The organism is Bacillus mojavensis (genome assembly GCF_012648005.1).
Taxonomy (GTDB): domain Bacteria; phylum Bacillota; class Bacilli; order Bacillales; family Bacillaceae; genus Bacillus; species Bacillus mojavensis.
Genome location: NZ_CP051464.1, coordinates 256,286 through 272,954 on the forward strand (window position 1 = coordinate 256,286; position 16,669 = coordinate 272,954).

The window sequence follows — 16,669 nt, forward strand, 5'->3', positions numbered from 1 at the left end:
CACCTCGTTTTTTATTTTAAAAAATGCTGAGTTCCCACTCCTGTGCGATGTGCTTCAGCAGCATGCCGCCAGTCAGGCTGTTGCCGTATTCATCAATGGCAGGCCCGTAAATGCCGATGCCGCATCCGTTTTGGAAAGGCTGCTCTCTTCTGGCGCTTGGGGGAACCAGCGCCATGATGCCGCCAGAGACACCGCTTTTGGCCGGCACCCCGACAAATGCCGCATATTTGCCGGAGGCGTTATACATGCCGCATGTCAGCATTAAAGCCTTGGCGAGCTTTGCTACATCTTTCGGGATCACCTGCTGGCGGTGAATCGGGTGATAACCGTCATGAGCAAGGATCAGGCCGATCAATGCAATGTCTTCTGTCGTGCCTTCCATGGCGCATTGCTTCAGGTACACCTCGAGCGTTTCTTCCACATCGGCTTCTAAAAAGTTTGTCTCTTTTAAATAGTAGGCCAGTGCTCTGTTGCGGTGGGCGGTTTCCCATTCAGACCGGAAAACTTCCTCATGTATTCTGGGCCGTTTCCCTATTAATGTTTCAATGACAGAGTACAGATACTCCAGCCTATCGCGGGCTGTCTCTCCCGGAAGAAGCGAGGCAATTGTAATGGCACCCGCGTTAATCATGGGGTTAAACGGTTTTCCGGGCTTGTGCATTTCGAGACGGATGATGGAATTAAAGGCGTCACCTGTCGGCTCGACATCGACGCGGTCAAGCACATAGGGAATGCCGCGGCTCATACACGCAGCGATAAAGCTGATGACTTTTGAAATGCTTTGCAGGGTAAAAGGGACGTTCCAATCGCCGGCATGTATCATTGCTCCATTAGGCTCCAATATACAAATGCCGAGCTGTGAGTCATTGACATTTCCTAACGCGGGGATATAATTTGCGCTTTGTCCATTGGCGGCAAAGGGGCGGTAATGTTCTACCCATTCATACAGCTGCGACGCCAGGTTCTTTTCTTCCGGGCGTTCTTTTATCAGTTCTTTCATCAAATTCCTCCTATCTGTTTTAGCTATTTGGGACTGAGGCGGAGTATAATCGAAGACAGACGAGGCGTTAAACGCTTTCATGAGTGCGGAAAGGTATCATAACTGTATAATAGAGACTACAGAATCATACAAAATACGACAAAAAATTTTCGAAAATAAGCCGTTGGTTTTATAAAAAGCTTACATACTGGGTCGAAAGAAATTTGCAGGTTTTTTGTCCTTTCCTCAAAATAAAAATGAGGATGTGATCATAATTAAACTGGAACGTTTTTTTGAGAAAGACGCATATATAATGGCGCTCATGCTGATTACTGTGCCGCTTGCAGGCGAACTGAAATTTTATCCCCTCAATGAAGAGTTCCGAATCAGCTTCGGCGCGCCGGCTTTTTTCTTTTTCTTAGTGCTGCTGCGGCATGTGTCCGCTGTATTGCCGGGGTTTTTGACTGGAACATCGGTTTTCGTATTTCGTGTCTTATTGGAATTATGGGACGGAAGACACGCTGGACTGATTCCAATCCTGTATGATCAAGCGTCAGGCTTTTTCTTTTACATGACGTTTGCATGTCTGTTTTATGTGTTGCGGGCGAACCGCTATCGTGATCGGCCGGTTATGCTCGGTTTTTACGGATTTATGATTGAAATTGCTTCCGATAGCGTCGAGCTGGTTGTTCAGTTTCTTATTTTTCATACAGTGGTGACGCCTGAGAAAATAACGGATATCGCGGTCGTTGCGATTTCTCATACATTTATTGTGATCAGCTTTTTTAACGTGCTGAAACTGTATGAAACGCAGTCCAGAGAAAAGCAGACAAGGCGGCAAAATGAGCACATGCTGATGATCGTGTCGAATTTATATGAAGAAACAGTGCATTTAAAAAAGACGCTGAAAACGACAGAGCATGTGACAAACGAATCCTATCAGCTCTACCGGGAAGTAAAGGGCAAGGACGATCAGCTCGGCGGCAGGATCTTAAGGCTGGCCGGGGAAATTCATGAAGTGAAAAAGGACAACCAGAGGATATTCGCCGGGCTTTCGAAACTGATTTCCAATGAAAGTTTTAAAGATTATATGAATGCCTCGGATCTTTTCCGGCTTGTTATTCGAATGAATGAAAAGTACGCTGAATCATTGGGCAAACAGATCAATTTTCATTGTTCAATAGAGGGAGAGCACGATGATTATCATGTATTTATCGTTCTTTCTATCATTAATAATTTGACGGCAAACGCGGTGGAGGCAATGGGGGATGAGGGAACGGTCAGCCTGAGGCTCCGAAAGCCAGATGAGAGTATGATAGAATTTCAGGTGGAAGACAATGGTCCCGGCATTTCGGAGAAAATAGGAGATATTGTGTTTGATCCGGGCTTTACCTCAACGTATGACGAGTTTGGCACGCCTTCAACCGGAATTGGGCTTTCCTACGTCAAGGAAATCGTGACAGAGCTTGAGGGAAACATTAAGTTTCACAACCAGCAGCAAGGAGTGGTCTTTACCATCAGGCTGCCTGCCAGGCATTTGATTCAGAAAGGATGAACAGATAATATGCGTTTTTTTATCGCTGATGATGACCGTGCGGTACGGTCAATTTTAAGGCAGATCATAGAGGATGAGGATCTTGGAGAGGCTGCGGGTGAAGCGGAAGACGGAAGCCAAGTGGAAGGGCATATATTGCAATTTAAGCAGATTGATATTTTGTTAATCGATTTATTAATGCCCGGGCGGGACGGAATTGAGACCATACGCCGAATCAAGGACTATTATTCTGGGAAAATCGTGATGATCTCACAAGTGGAAGCTAAAGAAATGGTCGGAGAAGCGTATTCTCTCGGCATTGAATATTTTATTCATAAACCGATAAACCGTATTGAAATTGTAACTGTTCTGCAAAAGGTGAAGGAACGGATCCAGCTTGAAAACTCGATCGGAGATATCCAAAACTCTTTAAGCCGGCTGGTCAACCGAACCGAACGAAAAGCACGGTCTCAGTATAAAAATGACAACAGCTTAAAAGAAGCGGGAACATTCTTGCTATCCGAGCTCGGCATGATGGGTGAAGGCGGCGCTCATGATATGATGGCGGTCCTTCAGTATTTAGCTGAGCATGAACAATCTGAGCCTTACGAAAAAAATATCCCTTCGTTAAAACAAATTTTCACACAAGTAGCGGAACGAAAGCTTGGGGCTGCGGCATCACAAACGGAAATCAATCGTGAAATGAAAGCCTCGGAACAACGAATCCGCAGGGCCATTATTCATTCGCTGGACCATTTTGCCTCATTGGGCACAACTGATTTTTCGAACCCTAAATTCGAAACCTACGCATCAAAATTCTTTGATTTCCCGGTCGTCAGCCAAAAAATGAAAGAAATTCAATCCAAAGATGCGAAACCCCTCGCCCCTGCCAGAGTGAATATGAAAAAATTTATCCACGTATTTTTTTTAGAAGCGAAGCTTTTGAACGAAACGATGAAAGAAAGAAGTATGTGAAAAAACAGCCGGATACCAACGGCTGTTTTTTTATGCGGAAAACGCGGCTTTCTGACTTTTTTATGAAGAGTCAGAAAATAAAGTTATTGACTTATTGTTTATTTGTCTTACAATAAAACAAAAGGATATACGGGAAGGAGAGGATATGCAGCCACACAATTTTAAAGCGCTTTCATATGAGCTGTTTACACAAATGACAGGAGGTTTTGTACATGAGCCGTATAAGAAAAGCACCTGAAGGGATTTTAGGTTTTCCGGTTGCGCCTTTTAATACACAAGGAAAGCTGGAGGAAGAAGCTCTGTTTCAAAATATCGAGTTTTTGCTGGAAGAAGGCTTGGAAGCGATTTTTATCGCCTGTGGGTCAGGGGAGTTTCAATCCCTTAGCCAGAAAGAATACGAAAACATGGTTGAAGTCGCGGTTTCGGCTGCGGGAGGAAAGGTCCCGGTCTATACGGGCGTGGGCGGCAATCTCAGCACCGCGCTTGATTGGGCGCGTATATCGGAGAAAAAAGGCGCTGACGGCTATTTGATCCTTCCTCCGTATTTGGTGTATGGCGAACAGGAGGGGCTGTATCAGTACGCCAAAACGATTATTGAAAGCACAGACTTGAATGCCATTCTGTATCAGCGCGACAATGCCGTATTTTCTCTTGAACAGATCAAGCGGCTGACGGAGCTTGAACAGCTTGTGGGTGTGAAAGACGGAGTGGGGAACATGGATTTGAATATCAACCTCGCCTATACAATCGGTGACCGCTTGGGATGGCTTAACGGAATGCCGATGGCTGAAGTGACGATGCCGTCCTACCTGCCAATCGGTTTTTACTCATATTCTTCAGCCATTTCGAATTATATTCCGCATATTTCCCGGATGTTCTATGAAGCTTTGAAAAACGGAAACAACGATGCAGTGAAGGAACTCTATCAGCATGTCATTCTGCCGATCAACGATATTCGGAAGCAGCGGAAAGGGTACGCGGTATCCTTGATTAAAGCCGGCATGGAGATTATGGGGATGAATGTGAGAAATACAGCCAGACCGCCTGTCGGGCCGGTTGAAAAAGAACATTATCAGCAATTAGAAGCCATTTTAAAGCAAGCGGCGGATCGTTTCCCGAAGAAGGCCGCGACGGTTTGACGAACATAAAAACCTGAAAGGGGCAATGGGCATGACTGTAATCACGGAAAAAAACACATATCTCAATTTTATTAATGGAGAGTGGGTCAAATCTCAATCAGGCGATATGATCAAGTCGAAAAATCCTGCCGATGTGAACGACATCGTCGGCTATGTGCAGAATTCAACGGCTGATGATGTGGACCGGGCCGTCGCCGCCGCTCATGAGGCAAAAACGGGATGGAGAAAGCTGACGGGTGCAGAACGGGGCCAATTGCTGTACAAAACTGCCGATATTATGGAACAGCGCTTAGAGGACATCGCCGCATGTGCGACGCGTGAAATGGGAAAAACCCTGCCGGAAGCAAAAGGAGAAACCGCTCGCGGCATTGCGATTCTTCGCTATTACGCCGGCGAGGGCATGCGCAAAACAGGCGATGTCATCCCGTCTACTGACAAAGACGCACTGATGTTTACAACCCGTGTCCCGCTCGGTGTCGTCGGTGTGATTTCGCCGTGGAACTTCCCGGTCGCGATCCCGATTTGGAAAATGGCGCCGGCATTGGTGTACGGCAATACTGTTGTCATCAAACCGGCAACAGAAACTGCCGTTACATGTGCGAAGATCATCGCTTGTTTTGAAGAAGCGGGACTTCCGGCGGGAGTCATCAATTTGGTGACTGGCCAAGGGTCAGTTGTCGGCCAAGGCATTGCCGAACATGACGGGGTCAATGCCATTACGTTCACGGGATCGAATCAGGTTGGAAAAATCATCGGGCAAGCCGCTTTAGCGAGAGGCGCCAAATATCAGCTTGAAATGGGCGGGAAAAACCCGGTGATCATAGCGGATGATGCTGATCTTGAAGCGGCAGCGGAAGCCGTGGTGACAGGCGCTTTCCGTTCAACGGGCCAGAAGTGCACCGCAACGAGCCGTGTCATTGTCCAAAGCGGAATTTACGACCGCTTTAAAGAAAAATTGGTGCAGCGCACAAAGGAGATTACGATTGGAGACAGCTTGAACGAAAACGTCTGGATGGGACCGATCGCAAGTAAAAATCAGCTTGATAATTGCCTATCGTATATTGAAAAAGGCAAACAAGAAGGCGCTTCCCTTTTGATTGGAGGAGAAAAGCTGGAGGATGGAAAGTATCAAAACGGATATTATGTGCAGCCTGCCATTTTTGACAACGTGACATCTGACATGGCGATTGCCCAGGAGGAAATTTTCGGACCGGTCATCGCTCTGTTAAAGGTGGACACGATGGAGGAGGCTTTAGACCTCGCCAATGATGTGAAGTTCGGATTAAGTGCATCTATTTTTACGCAAAACATCGGCCGTATGCTTTCATTCATTGATGAGATTGAAGCCGGGCTTGTTCGGGTCAATGCAGAAAGCGCAGGGGTTGAGCTTCAGGCGCCATTTGGCGGCATGAAGCAATCAAGCTCTCACTCCCGCGAACAGGGTGAGGCTGCGAAGGACTTTTTCACGGCGATCAAAACCGTGTTTGTGAAGCAATAAAAGTGCTGGAAAGAGGCGCTTGTCTCTTTCCAAGCCTTATCACCAGCCAGCATATGATTCTCTACTTTGACAAAGGAGAAGATATTATGAAAAAAGACCATGCGAATGTTTCGCCGGCGGGCAAAAAAACCTCTGTACGCTGGTTCATCGTGTTTATGCTGTTTCTTGTGACGTCTATTAACTACGCAGATCGTGCGACGCTTTCGATTACGGGAGATTCCGTCCAGCATGACCTTGGACTGGACTCGGTCGCTATGGGGTATGTGTTTTCTGCTTTCGGCTGGGCTTATGTCATCGGGCAGCTTCCCGGAGGCTGGCTGCTGGATCGGTTTGGCTCAAAGACGGTTATTGCGTTAAGCATCTTTTTCTGGTCATTTTTCACGCTGCTGCAAGGGGCGATTGGCTTTTTTTCCGCTGGCACAGCAATTATCCTGCTGTTTGCGCTGCGCTTTTTAGTCGGGCTATCTGAGGCACCTTCATTTCCCGGAAACGGCAGAGTGGTTGCTTCCTGGTTCCCAAGCTCCGAACGCGGTACAGCTTCAGCCTTTTTTAACTCAGCTCAATACTTCGCAATTGTCATTTTTTCTCCTTTAATGGGCTGGCTCACCCACTCTTTTGGCTGGCATTCCGTCTTCGTAGTGATGGGGGCCGCGGGAATTCTTCTGGCTTTTATCTGGTTAAAAACGGTATATGAACCGAAAAAACATCCGAAGGTTAACAAAGCCGAGCTTGCGTACATTGAAGAAGGCGGCGGGCTGATTTCAATGGATGACAGTCAAAGCAAGCAGGAAAAAGAATCAAAATGGCCGTATATCAAACAGTTATTAACCAACCGCATGCTGATTGGCGTGTACATCGCACAATATTGCATTACAACTCTCACCTATTTTTTTCTCACATGGTTTCCGGTATATTTGGTTCAGGCCCGCGGAATGTCCATTCTTGAAGCGGGGTTTGTGGCTTCCCTCCCGGCGCTGTGCGGATTTGCGGGCGGCGTGCTTGGAGGCATCGTGTCTGATTTTTTACTGAAAAAAGGCCGTTCTCTCACCTTTGCGAGAAAAGGACCGATCATAGTCGGCATGCTGCTGTCTTGCAGCATGATTATCTGCAACTATACAGATTCAGCATGGCTCGTCGTTGTGATCATGTCACTCGCGTTCTTCGGAAAAGGCTTTGGCGCATTGGGCTGGGCTGTCGTGTCGGACACGTCGCCAAAAGAGTGTGCGGGATTAAGCGGCGGTTTGTTCAATACATTCGGAAACATCGCCTCGATTACGACTCCGATTATTATCGGCTACATCGTGAATGCCACAGGATCTTTTAATGGCGCGCTCGTTTTTGTCGGCGCTAATGCGATTGCAGCAGTTCTCAGCTATTTGCTTCTGGTCGGGCCGATCAAACGGGTCGTATTAAAGAAACAACAGCAAGACCCCGATCAATCATTGCCTGTCTAATATTTATGAAAGCGCTTTATAAGGAGGAGAAAACATGAGTTCATCCATACAAGAACAGGTTCAAAAAGAAAAAAGATCGAATATTCCATCAATTACTGAAATGAGAGTAATTCCAGTCGCGGGGCATGACAGTATGCTGCTGAATTTAAGTGGCGCCCACAGCCCGTTTTTTACCCGGAATCTTGTCGTCTTAACAGACAGCAGCGGGAATCAGGGTGTGGGCGAGGTGCCGGGCGGAGAAGCTATTCGCCGCACGCTGGAGCTTGCAGAGCCGCTTGTTGTCGGTAAATCGATCGGCGCGTACCAGTCGATTTTGCAAACAGTCAGAAAGCAGTTTGCGGATCAAGACAGGGGAGGCCGCGGAATCCAGACGTTTGATTTGCGCACTACAGTCCATGCCATTACGGCGCTGGAAGCGGCTTTGTTAGATTTGCTTGGAAAGTTTCTTCAGGAACCAGTCGCGGCCTTGTTGGGCGAAGGACAGCAGCGGGATGAGGTCAAGATGCTTGGTTACCTATTTTACATCGGTGACCGAAGGCGGACGACATTGCCGTATCAAAGCAATCAGCAGTCAGATTGCGATTGGTTCCGCCTTCGCCATGAGGAAGCGCTGACGCCTGAGGCCATTGTACGTCTTGCCGAATCCGCACAGGAGCGCTACGGCTTTCAGGATTTCAAGCTGAAAGGCGGGGTGCTGTCAGGAGAGGATGAAATCGAAGCTGTCACTGCATTATCAAAACGTTTTCCAGAGGCAAGAATCACCCTTGATCCGAACGGGGCGTGGTCATTAGAGGAAGCCATTGCATTATGCAAAGGAAAGCATGATGTGCTCGCGTATGCAGAAGATCCGTGCGGGGCGGAATATGGTTATTCCGCACGTGAAGTGATGGCTGAGTTCCGCCGCGCGACAGGCCTGCCGACCGCGACAAACATGATAGCGACTGACTGGCGGGAAATGGGGCACGCGCTTCAGCTGCATGCGGTCGATATTCCGCTGGCTGATCCTCATTTCTGGACGATGCAGGGATCGGTGCGGGTTGCGCAGATGTGCCATGATTGGGGACTGACGTGGGGCTCGCATTCTAATAATCATTTTGATATCTCCCTTGCCATGTTTACCCATGTCGCGGCCGCTGCTCCGGGACGAATCACGGCGATTGATACCCATTGGATCTGGCAGGACGGACAGCGTTTAACCAAACAGCCTTTAGAAATTGTTGATGGCTGTGTGAAGGTGCCTGATAAGCCTGGGCTTGGCATCGACATTGATATGGAACAAGTGGAAAAAGCGCATGATCTCTATCGAAAAATGAATTTAGGCGCACGGAATGATGCAATCCCTATGCAGTTTCTGATCAGCAATTGGGAGTTTGACCGCAAGCGCCCGTGTCTCGTGCGATAAGTTTTATTCTAAATATTGTCATAACGAATATTTTGTCTTACAATTGAACAACTGAAGGGAGAGTTGTTCGTGTACGAAGGTTTAGAAGATCTGAAGGTGGATACAGTCAATCGGAAAACATTAGCTAAGCAAGTCATTGAACGGATTGTCCATTTACTGTCAAGCGGACAATTAAAGGCCGGAGACAAATTGCCCACAGAAATGGAGCTAATGGATATCTTACATGTCAGCAGACCGGTGCTTCGCGAGGCGCTTAGCTCACTAGAGACGCTGGGTGTTATCACGAGAAAAACCCGCGGCGGCACGTATTTCAACGACAAAATTGGGATGCAGCCTTTTTCCGTCATGCTTGCTTTGGCGACAGATAATCTTCCGGCTATTATTGAAGCGCGGATGGCGTTAGAGCTCGGGCTGGTGACGATCGCCGCAGAAAAAATAAATGAAGATGAGCTCGAGCGTTTACAGAAAACAATCGACGACATCGCCAGCAGCACTGACAACAATTATGGAGAAGCCGATAAAGAATTCCATCGAATTATAGCGTTAAGTGCCAATAATCCCGTTGTCGAAGGCATGATTCAATCCCTGCTGATCACTCATGCGAAAATCGACAGCCAGATTCCGTATAGGGAGAGGGATGTAACGGTCGAATACCACAAAAAAATCTATGACGCTCTTGCCAAAAGAGACCCTTACCAGGCTCATTACCACATGTATGAGCATTTGAAATTTGTCCGTGACAAAATTTTGAAGGGTATGGATGATCAATAATTGTTGAAACAGCCGCAGTTGAAACGTAAGATCTGCGGCTGTTCTTGAACCGATTTAGAAAACGCTTACTAAGTTATGAGGAGTGATTTTCTTATGGCAATGAACCTCAGGCAAAACCAAACGCCTCTTTACATCAAAGTGAATGTTACAGATAACACGGCGATTATCGTCAATGACGGAGGACTGCCAAAGGGCACTGTTTTTCCATGCGGGCTGATGCTTGAAGAAGATGTTCCTCAAGGCCATAAAGTGGCCTTAACCGATTTGAATCAGGGGGATGCCATTGTGCGTTATGGAGAAGTGATCGGATTTGCAGATCAGCCGATCAAACGCGGAAGCTGGGTGAGGGAAGCCTTGGTGAGAATGCCCGCCCCTCCGGAACTCCATGATCTCCCTATCGCAAACAAAGTGCCCAAACCGCTGCCGCCTCTTGAAGGCTATACGTTTGAAGGATATCGAAATGCTGACGGCAGTGCGGGGACGAAAAACATTCTCGGTATCACCACAAGTGTTCAGTGTGTCGTCGGTGTGCTGGATTATGCGGTAAAACGGATAAAAGAAGAGCTTCTTCCGAAATATCCAAATGTCGATGATGTCGTGCCGCTTCATCATCAATATGGATGCGGCGTGGCCATCAATGCCCCAGACGCCGTGATTCCCATCCGCACGATTCAAAATCTGGCAAAGCATCCGAACTTCGGCGGAGAAGTGATGGTGGTCGGATTAGGATGTGAAAAGCTCCTCCCGGCACGGATTGCACCTGAGAAAAAAGATCATATCATTTCACTTCAAGATCATCGAGGCTTTGCGAATATGATTCATTCGATCATGGAAATGGCGGAGGAGCGGTTGATCAGACTCAACAGCAGAGTCCGTGTAACCTGCCCTGCTTCTGACCTGGTAATTGGCTTGCAATGCGGCGGCAGTGATGCCTTTTCCGGCGTGACGGCGAATCCGGCAGTGGGATATGCGGCTGATTTATTGGTTCGGGCAGGCGCAACGGTCTTGTTTTCTGAAGTGACAGAGGTGCGGGATGCAATTCACTTATTAACACCGCGGGCTGTCAGCGATGAGGTCGGACGTTCGCTGATCGATGAGATGAAGTGGTATGACAGCTATCTGCGGCGGGGGGAAGCAGACAGAAGCGCCAATCCGTCACCTGGCAATAAAAAAGGCGGTTTATCCAATGTGGTGGAAAAAGCGTTAGGATCGGTAGCAAAGTCAGGCACAAGTCCCATTTCCGGTGTGCTCGGGCCTGGAGAAAAGGCGGAGAAGAAAGGTTTGCTGTTTGCGGCGACGCCGGCAAGCGACTTTGTGTGCGGAACCCTTCAGCTGGCGGCAGGCATGAATCTGCAGGTCTTTACGACAGGCAGAGGAACACCATATGGATTGGCTGCTGCGCCGGTGCTGAAAGTATCTACACGCCATTCATTAACAGAGCATTGGGCGGATTTAATCGATATCAATGCCGGGCGAATCGCTACCGGAGAGGCCAGTATCGAAGAAGTCGGCTGGGAGATTTTTCGGATGATCATAGATGTAGCAAGCGGCAGGAAACAAACATGGGCGGACCATTGGGGTCTTCACAATGATTTGTGTTTGTTTAATCCCGCGCCTGTGACTTGATTCATCTTTTATAGTAGATTAACACTGGAATATGATGTAAAATGAAAATCAACGTACAATGAACGGAGGGGTTCTGACATGGCATTCATTAGATTCCGATTGACACGAATTCAATAGTGAACGACTCTCGCCTGGATGCGGGGAATTGGGATGAATTTGCCTATGTATGTACCCTTATATGGTCATGAAAAGAGGGTGGCGATGCTGCCCTCTTTTTTTGTTCCTTAAAAACATCCCTTCTCTCTAACGACAGGCGGAATATGAGAAAGGGGAAAAGAGATGACAAACCCTATCGAAAGGCAGCTTATCACTGAAATTGTCGCACTTGCGCGCAATCAAGGTTTGACGGTTCACTCTGATAACGCTCAACTGAATGAAACGGGAATGGATTTTCATGTTGTATTTGCTGAGGATGATTCAGGTATGCCATGGGTGCTGCGAAAACCGCGAAGAAGCGATGTTGTTGGAAGAGCAGCTTCAGAAGGCAGAACGCTTGCCTTTCTCCGCGCGAATCTTACAGCTGATGTGCCGGATTGGAAAATTCACACGCCGGAATTGATCGCTTACCCGAAGCTTAGCGGAACGCCTGCTGCTTGGATCGATTTGGAACAGAAACAGTATGTATGGAATATGAATCATCAGCCGCCGTCAGACGGTTTTATTCATACACTTGCCGAAATACTGGCTGAATTACATGGCATGTATCAAACATCTGCCGGCCTATCCGGAATAGAAGTGGTGAAGCCAGAAGATTTTAGGCAAATGACAGCTCAATCTATGGATGATGTAAAGAATATGCTTGGCGTATCTAAGCAGCTTTGGGAAAGATGGCAAACGTGGATCAATGATGATGCATACTGGCCCGGTTTTTCCGTGCTGATACACGGCGATCTCCATCCGGCGCATATTCTTATTGATCAAACCGAACACATCACAGGCCTTCTGGATTGGACAGAAGCGAAAGTCGCCGATCCAGCCAAAGATTTTGTCTTTTACCACATGATTTTCGGAGAAAAAGAAACAGCCCGTTTGCTCGAATGCTATGATCAGGCAGGCGGCCGTGTTTGGTCAAAAATGCAGGATCACATCTCAGAGATGCAGGCGGCGTATCCGCTGGAAATTGCCAAGTTCGCTCTTCAGACACAGCAGGAGGAGCACATAAATATGGCTCTGGAAGCACTTGGCCAATCTAAATTGGATTAAGAATTGACTTCCTTGAATTGACGGAGTATTATAAATTTTAAAAAAGAAAGAGCAGATTAACAATTATGAGGAAGAGCAAGTAAGCATCAGTGAGCGGGGTTCAGAGAGTCGGTGGCAGGTGTGAACCGATCCTCCCCTGATGCCGAATGGGCTTCTGAATTGCTTTGCTGAATAGATAGTAGGCAATGCCGGGATTCTCTCCCCGTTACCAAGAGAGGAGTATCGAAACGGATGTTTTCTGTACTGATGAGCGAATGGCTTTTTAGCTGTTAATAAAGGTGGTACCGCGAGACCCTCGTCCTTTGATAGGATGGGGGTTTTTGTGTTTCTTAAAGGGGGTGACGGCCGATGGAAGAAGGCTGGTGGTCCATGTTTGATCAATGGGAAAGGAGGAATTCAAATGGTAATCGCAACTGATGATCTGGAGATTGCTTGTCCGCATTGTGAAAGAGCCGGTGAAATAGAAGGCAAACCTTGTCCGGCATGCAGCGGAAAGGGGGTCATTCTTACTGCACAAGGGAATACGCTTTTGGATTTTATCCAAAAACATATTAACAAGTAAAGGAGAAAAACTGAACTGAGATGGGCAGAGCGGCTGCAGGAGAAAGCTGAAAACAGGAAAAAAGAATAAATTTTGTAAAACACACATGTTTTTCAATTACAATAAGCGTAATGACATGTGTGTTTTTTTGACTATGAAAAAGGTTAGGTGAGAGGATGCAGCGCATATTGCTTGTGGAGGACGACCATTCAATCAGTGAAATGGTGGATCATTATTTAACAAAAGAAGGCTTTGAGATGGTACATGCCTTCGACGGTGAAGAAGGCATCCGGCTGTTTCAGCAGGGTTCATACGATTTGATTCTGCTTGATATCATGCTCCCGAAGCTGAACGGCATGGATTTTCTGAAAATCATCCGGGAAAAAAGCAAAATCCCTGTTTTAATGATTTCAGCAAAAGACGGAGATGTTGATAAAGCACTGGGCCTGGGATTCGGGGCGGATGATTATATCGCCAAACCGTTTTCGATGATTGAATTGACAGCCAGAGTCAAAGCAGCGATACGGAGGGCGACGCAATATTCGTCGAGTGAACCGGCTGAACATCAGGTGATTCGTGTTCACCAGCTTACGATCGATATAGACAATGTATCCGTTCTGAAAAACGGCGAACCGCTTCAGCTGACGTCAACCGAATGGCAGCTGCTGACACTATTCGCATCAAATCCTAAAAAGGTATTTACGAAAGAACAAATCTATCGTTCCGTATGGAATGAGGAGTACTTTGGCGACCAAAATATCATTAATGTACATATGAGACGGCTGAGAGAAAAGATTGAAGATGATCCATCGTCTCCTCAATATATCAAAACATTATGGGGCATCGGCTATAAATGGGGAGAGTTTTAGAATGACAGTATTAACGATTTCCGCTGTCATCGCTTTGGCGTGTCTAAATGTCATTCAATATATGATGAAAAAGAACCGGGACAGGAATTTGACGTATACGGCAGAAAAGCTTGGCGCCATGCTTGACAATGAATCGGCCGATCAGGTTTTACTGCATACAGATGACCGTGCGCTCAGGGACCTGCTCGTCAACATCAATCTGCTTGCCGAGGGTCATCAGCATATCAACGCCCGGTTTGCAAAAACAGAGCATTCCATGAGACGGATGCTGACCAATATGTCGCACGATCTCAAAACACCTCTGACGGTCATTCTCGGTTATATCGAAGCCATCCAAAGTGACCGGGATATGCCGGACAAAGAGCGGGAAAGGCTGCTTGAGAAGCTCCACCAAAAAACAAATGAACTCATCCAAATGATCCACTCTTTTTTTGATTTAGCCAAATTGGAATCTGAAGATAAACAAATCCCGATCACAAAAATACATATCAACGAAGTCTGCAAACGAAATATCCTGCATTACTATGATGTCGTTCAGGCAAAAGGTTTTAACACGGAGATTGATATACCGGATACGCCGGTATACGCGCATGCAAATGAAGAAGCGCTGGACCGTATCCTGCAAAATGTATTATCCAACGCGATTCAATATGGCGCGGATGGCAAGGTTATCGGATTATCACTTTCTTATGATGAGACAAGTATCGCCATCTCTGTATGGGACCGCGGAAAAGGGATCAGTGAAACAGATCAGCAGCGGGTATTTGAAAGGCTGTACACACTTGAAGAATCAAGAAACAAAGCATTCCAGGGGAGCGGTCTCGGTTTAACGATCACGAAAAGGCTTGTGGAAAAAATGGGGGGATCCATCTCTCTTCATAGCAACCCGTATGAACGGACAGCGTTTACGATTACATTAAAACGAATGACCTATTAACAATCGTAAGAATTTCTTAAGAATGAAGAAATAAAAAAGACAGGGCCCGCCGCTACAATAGAAAACAGGAACAAGAGGAAAGGAGCAACAACGTTGACTTACATTGTGCAAACAACCGGACTGACCAAAACGTTTCAAGGCAAAGAAGTCGTATCAGATGTCAGCATGCATATCAAAAAAGGTGAAATTTACGGCTTTCTCGGCCCGAACGGAGCGGGGAAAACAACCATCATGAAAATGCTGACAAGTCTTGTTAAACCGACAAGCGGTGAAATCAATATCCTCGGAAACCATTTTACCCATACGTCATATGAGGTGCTTGGCAAGATCGGCAGCATGATTGAATATCCGATTTTCTATGAAAATCTGACGGCTATCGAAAATTTAGAGCTGCATTGTGCATATATGGGATATCACAATAAAAAAGCCATTCAAGAAGTGCTCGATATGGTGAATTTAAAACAGATCGACAAGAAACCCGTCAAAACATTTTCGCTTGGAATGAAGCAGCGGCTCGGCATAGCGCGGGCCATCCTCACCAAACCTGATCTGCTTATATTGGATGAGCCGGTAAACGGCCTTGATCCTGTCGGCATTAAAAAGATCAGAAACTTATTTCAAGTATTAAGCAAGGAGTATGGAATGACACTGCTGATTTCCAGCCATATGCTTAGTGAAATCGAACAAATTGCGGACACAATCGGCGTCATTCGTGACGGCAGGCTGCTGGAAGAGGTGTCGATGGAAGATGTCAGAGGACAAAACACAGAATACATTGAACTCGTTACGACGAATCAGACAAAAGCCTGCTTTGTGCTTGAGAAAGAACTTCACATTGCCAACTTTAAAATCTTAAATGACAAAACCATCCGAATTTATGACGCTCAATTAACACAGGGTGCCATATCAAAAGCGCTGATTTTAAATGATGTAGACATCGAATCAATGAACAAAAAGTATACGTCACTGGAGGACTACTTCATCAGCCTGATCAATGGCAATCACATCAGTGCGTAAAGGAGACGGGATCGTTGCTCAAATTGATCAGAATCGAATTAAGGAAGATGAAGATGGGATGGTATGTAAGAGGAGTCATCATTGCCAACCTGATTATCCTTGGCTTTATGTGGCTGGTCAGTTACACAGAAAAAGCGGAGGGCACCGAGTCGTTCCAAAGCATGGATGAAGCATTTGTCGTCATTGGCACTTTTGTCAGAGCAGTGTTTATCGTTTTTGGCGCCGTGCTGATCGCCAAATTAGTCATTTCGGAATATAAAAACAAAACGATTCAAGTGATGTTCACGTACCCGATCAGCCGGAAAAAACTGCTCGCTGCCAAGCTTAGCATCTCAGGCGGGCTGACGACGTTTATCACCATGTTGGTCTCAAATTCGTTCGTAGCAGCCGCTTACTATATGCTGAACTCGATCTACCATGTCATTCCGGGAGAATTGAGCGCCGATGTCATGTCTCAGCATTCGGTAAAAATGGCGGTTTTCGCTTTTGGCGCCGCTGGAACCAGTTTAGTTCCCATCTTTTTTGGGATGCGTAAGCACTCTGTCCCGGCAACCATCATTTCATCTGTCGTGATTGTCATGCTGATGAGTTCAACAAGCCCGGGCCTGGCCCTTTCTTCCATTGTATATCTTCCATTATCTCTTGCGGCTGTCGGTTTGTTTTTTTCATACATGGCAGTCAGGAAAGCAGACAAACAAGATGCCTGAATACGGAGTTGAGACAA

General features: G+C 46.7%; 15 protein-coding genes and 1 other annotated feature. Of the genes, 14 read left to right on the forward strand and 1 reads right to left on the reverse strand.

The window, feature by feature from the left end:
* Positions 1-16 precede the first annotated feature (16 nt).
* Positions 17-1,000 (reverse strand): glutaminase, encoded by a 984-nt coding sequence (locus tag HC660_RS01420; protein WP_168746846.1) that lies wholly within the window; start codon positions 998-1,000, stop codon positions 17-19.
* 301 nt (positions 1,001-1,301) lie between these two features.
* Here HC660_RS01420 and glnK point away from each other — a divergent pair, with 301 nt between their 5' ends.
* The 14 genes from glnK to HC660_RS01490 all read left to right on the forward strand — a co-directional run bounded on the left by glnK (position 1,302) and on the right by HC660_RS01490 (position 16,652).
* Positions 1,302-2,534, forward strand: a complete 1,233-nt coding sequence (glnK, locus tag HC660_RS01425; RefSeq protein ID WP_168749344.1) for a two-component system sensor histidine kinase GlnK — start codon at positions 1,302-1,304, stop codon at positions 2,532-2,534.
* 9 nt (positions 2,535-2,543) lie between these two features.
* A complete protein-coding gene (gene glnL, locus HC660_RS01430) occupies positions 2,544-3,488 on the forward strand; it encodes a glutamine utilization two-component system response regulator GlnL (RefSeq protein ID WP_010332880.1) in 945 nt (314 codons plus the stop codon).
* Positions 3,489-3,700: 212 nt separating this feature from the next.
* Positions 3,701-4,627: a 5-dehydro-4-deoxyglucarate dehydratase gene (gene kdgD / locus HC660_RS01435; protein WP_168746847.1), complete on the forward strand. Its 927-nt coding sequence runs from the start codon at positions 3,701-3,703 to the stop codon at positions 4,625-4,627.
* Positions 4,628-4,658: 31 nt separating this feature from the next.
* The gene (gene gucD, locus HC660_RS01440) at positions 4,659-6,125 is read left to right on the forward strand and encodes an alpha-ketoglutaric semialdehyde dehydrogenase GucD (protein WP_168746848.1); all 1,467 of its coding nucleotides are present in this window, start codon (positions 4,659-4,661) and stop codon (positions 6,123-6,125) included.
* Between the two features lie 86 nt (positions 6,126-6,211).
* Positions 6,212-7,579 carry a glucarate transporter GudP gene (gene gudP, locus HC660_RS01445; RefSeq protein ID WP_010332883.1) on the forward strand — a complete coding sequence of 456 codons (1,368 nt, stop codon included), beginning with the start codon at positions 6,212-6,214 and terminating at the stop codon, positions 7,577-7,579.
* Positions 7,580-7,613: 34 nt separating this feature from the next.
* Positions 7,614-8,981, forward strand: a complete 1,368-nt coding sequence (gene gudD / locus HC660_RS01450) for a glucarate dehydratase (RefSeq protein WP_168746849.1) — start codon at positions 7,614-7,616, stop codon at positions 8,979-8,981.
* A 69-nt stretch (positions 8,982-9,050) separates the two neighbouring features.
* Positions 9,051-9,752 carry a FadR/GntR family transcriptional regulator gene (locus HC660_RS01455; protein ID WP_010332886.1) on the forward strand — a complete coding sequence of 234 codons (702 nt, stop codon included), beginning with the start codon at positions 9,051-9,053 and terminating at the stop codon, positions 9,750-9,752.
* A 93-nt stretch (positions 9,753-9,845) separates the two neighbouring features.
* Entirely contained in the window at positions 9,846-11,378 is a 1,533-nt protein-coding gene (gene garD, locus HC660_RS01460) for a galactarate dehydratase (protein ID WP_168746850.1), read from the forward strand.
* 279 nt (positions 11,379-11,657) lie between these two features.
* The gene (mphK, locus tag HC660_RS01465) at positions 11,658-12,581 is read left to right on the forward strand and encodes a macrolide 2'-phosphotransferase MphK (RefSeq protein ID WP_168746851.1); all 924 of its coding nucleotides are present in this window, start codon (positions 11,658-11,660) and stop codon (positions 12,579-12,581) included.
* A 56-nt stretch (positions 12,582-12,637) separates the two neighbouring features.
* Positions 12,638-12,887 (forward strand) — a binding site (T-box leader).
* A gap of 94 nt (positions 12,888-12,981) precedes the next feature.
* Positions 12,982-13,143, forward strand: a complete 162-nt coding sequence (locus tag HC660_RS01470; protein WP_168746852.1) for an anti-TRAP regulator — start codon at positions 12,982-12,984, stop codon at positions 13,141-13,143.
* Between the two features lie 167 nt (positions 13,144-13,310).
* Positions 13,311-13,991, forward strand: coding sequence for a response regulator transcription factor (locus tag HC660_RS01475; RefSeq protein WP_168749346.1), 681 nt, complete (start codon positions 13,311-13,313; stop codon positions 13,989-13,991).
* Between the two features lies 1 nt (position 13,992).
* Complete coding sequence (locus tag HC660_RS01480) at positions 13,993-14,928, forward strand: HAMP domain-containing histidine kinase (RefSeq protein WP_168746853.1); 936 nt, start codon at positions 13,993-13,995, stop codon at positions 14,926-14,928.
* Between the two features lie 93 nt (positions 14,929-15,021).
* Positions 15,022-15,945, forward strand: coding sequence for an ABC transporter ATP-binding protein (locus HC660_RS01485; RefSeq protein ID WP_168746854.1), 924 nt, complete (start codon positions 15,022-15,024; stop codon positions 15,943-15,945).
* Between the two features lie 14 nt (positions 15,946-15,959).
* Positions 15,960-16,652: an ABC transporter permease gene (locus HC660_RS01490; RefSeq protein ID WP_168746855.1), complete on the forward strand. Its 693-nt coding sequence runs from the start codon at positions 15,960-15,962 to the stop codon at positions 16,650-16,652.
* The last annotated feature ends 17 nt before the right edge of the window (positions 16,653-16,669 follow it).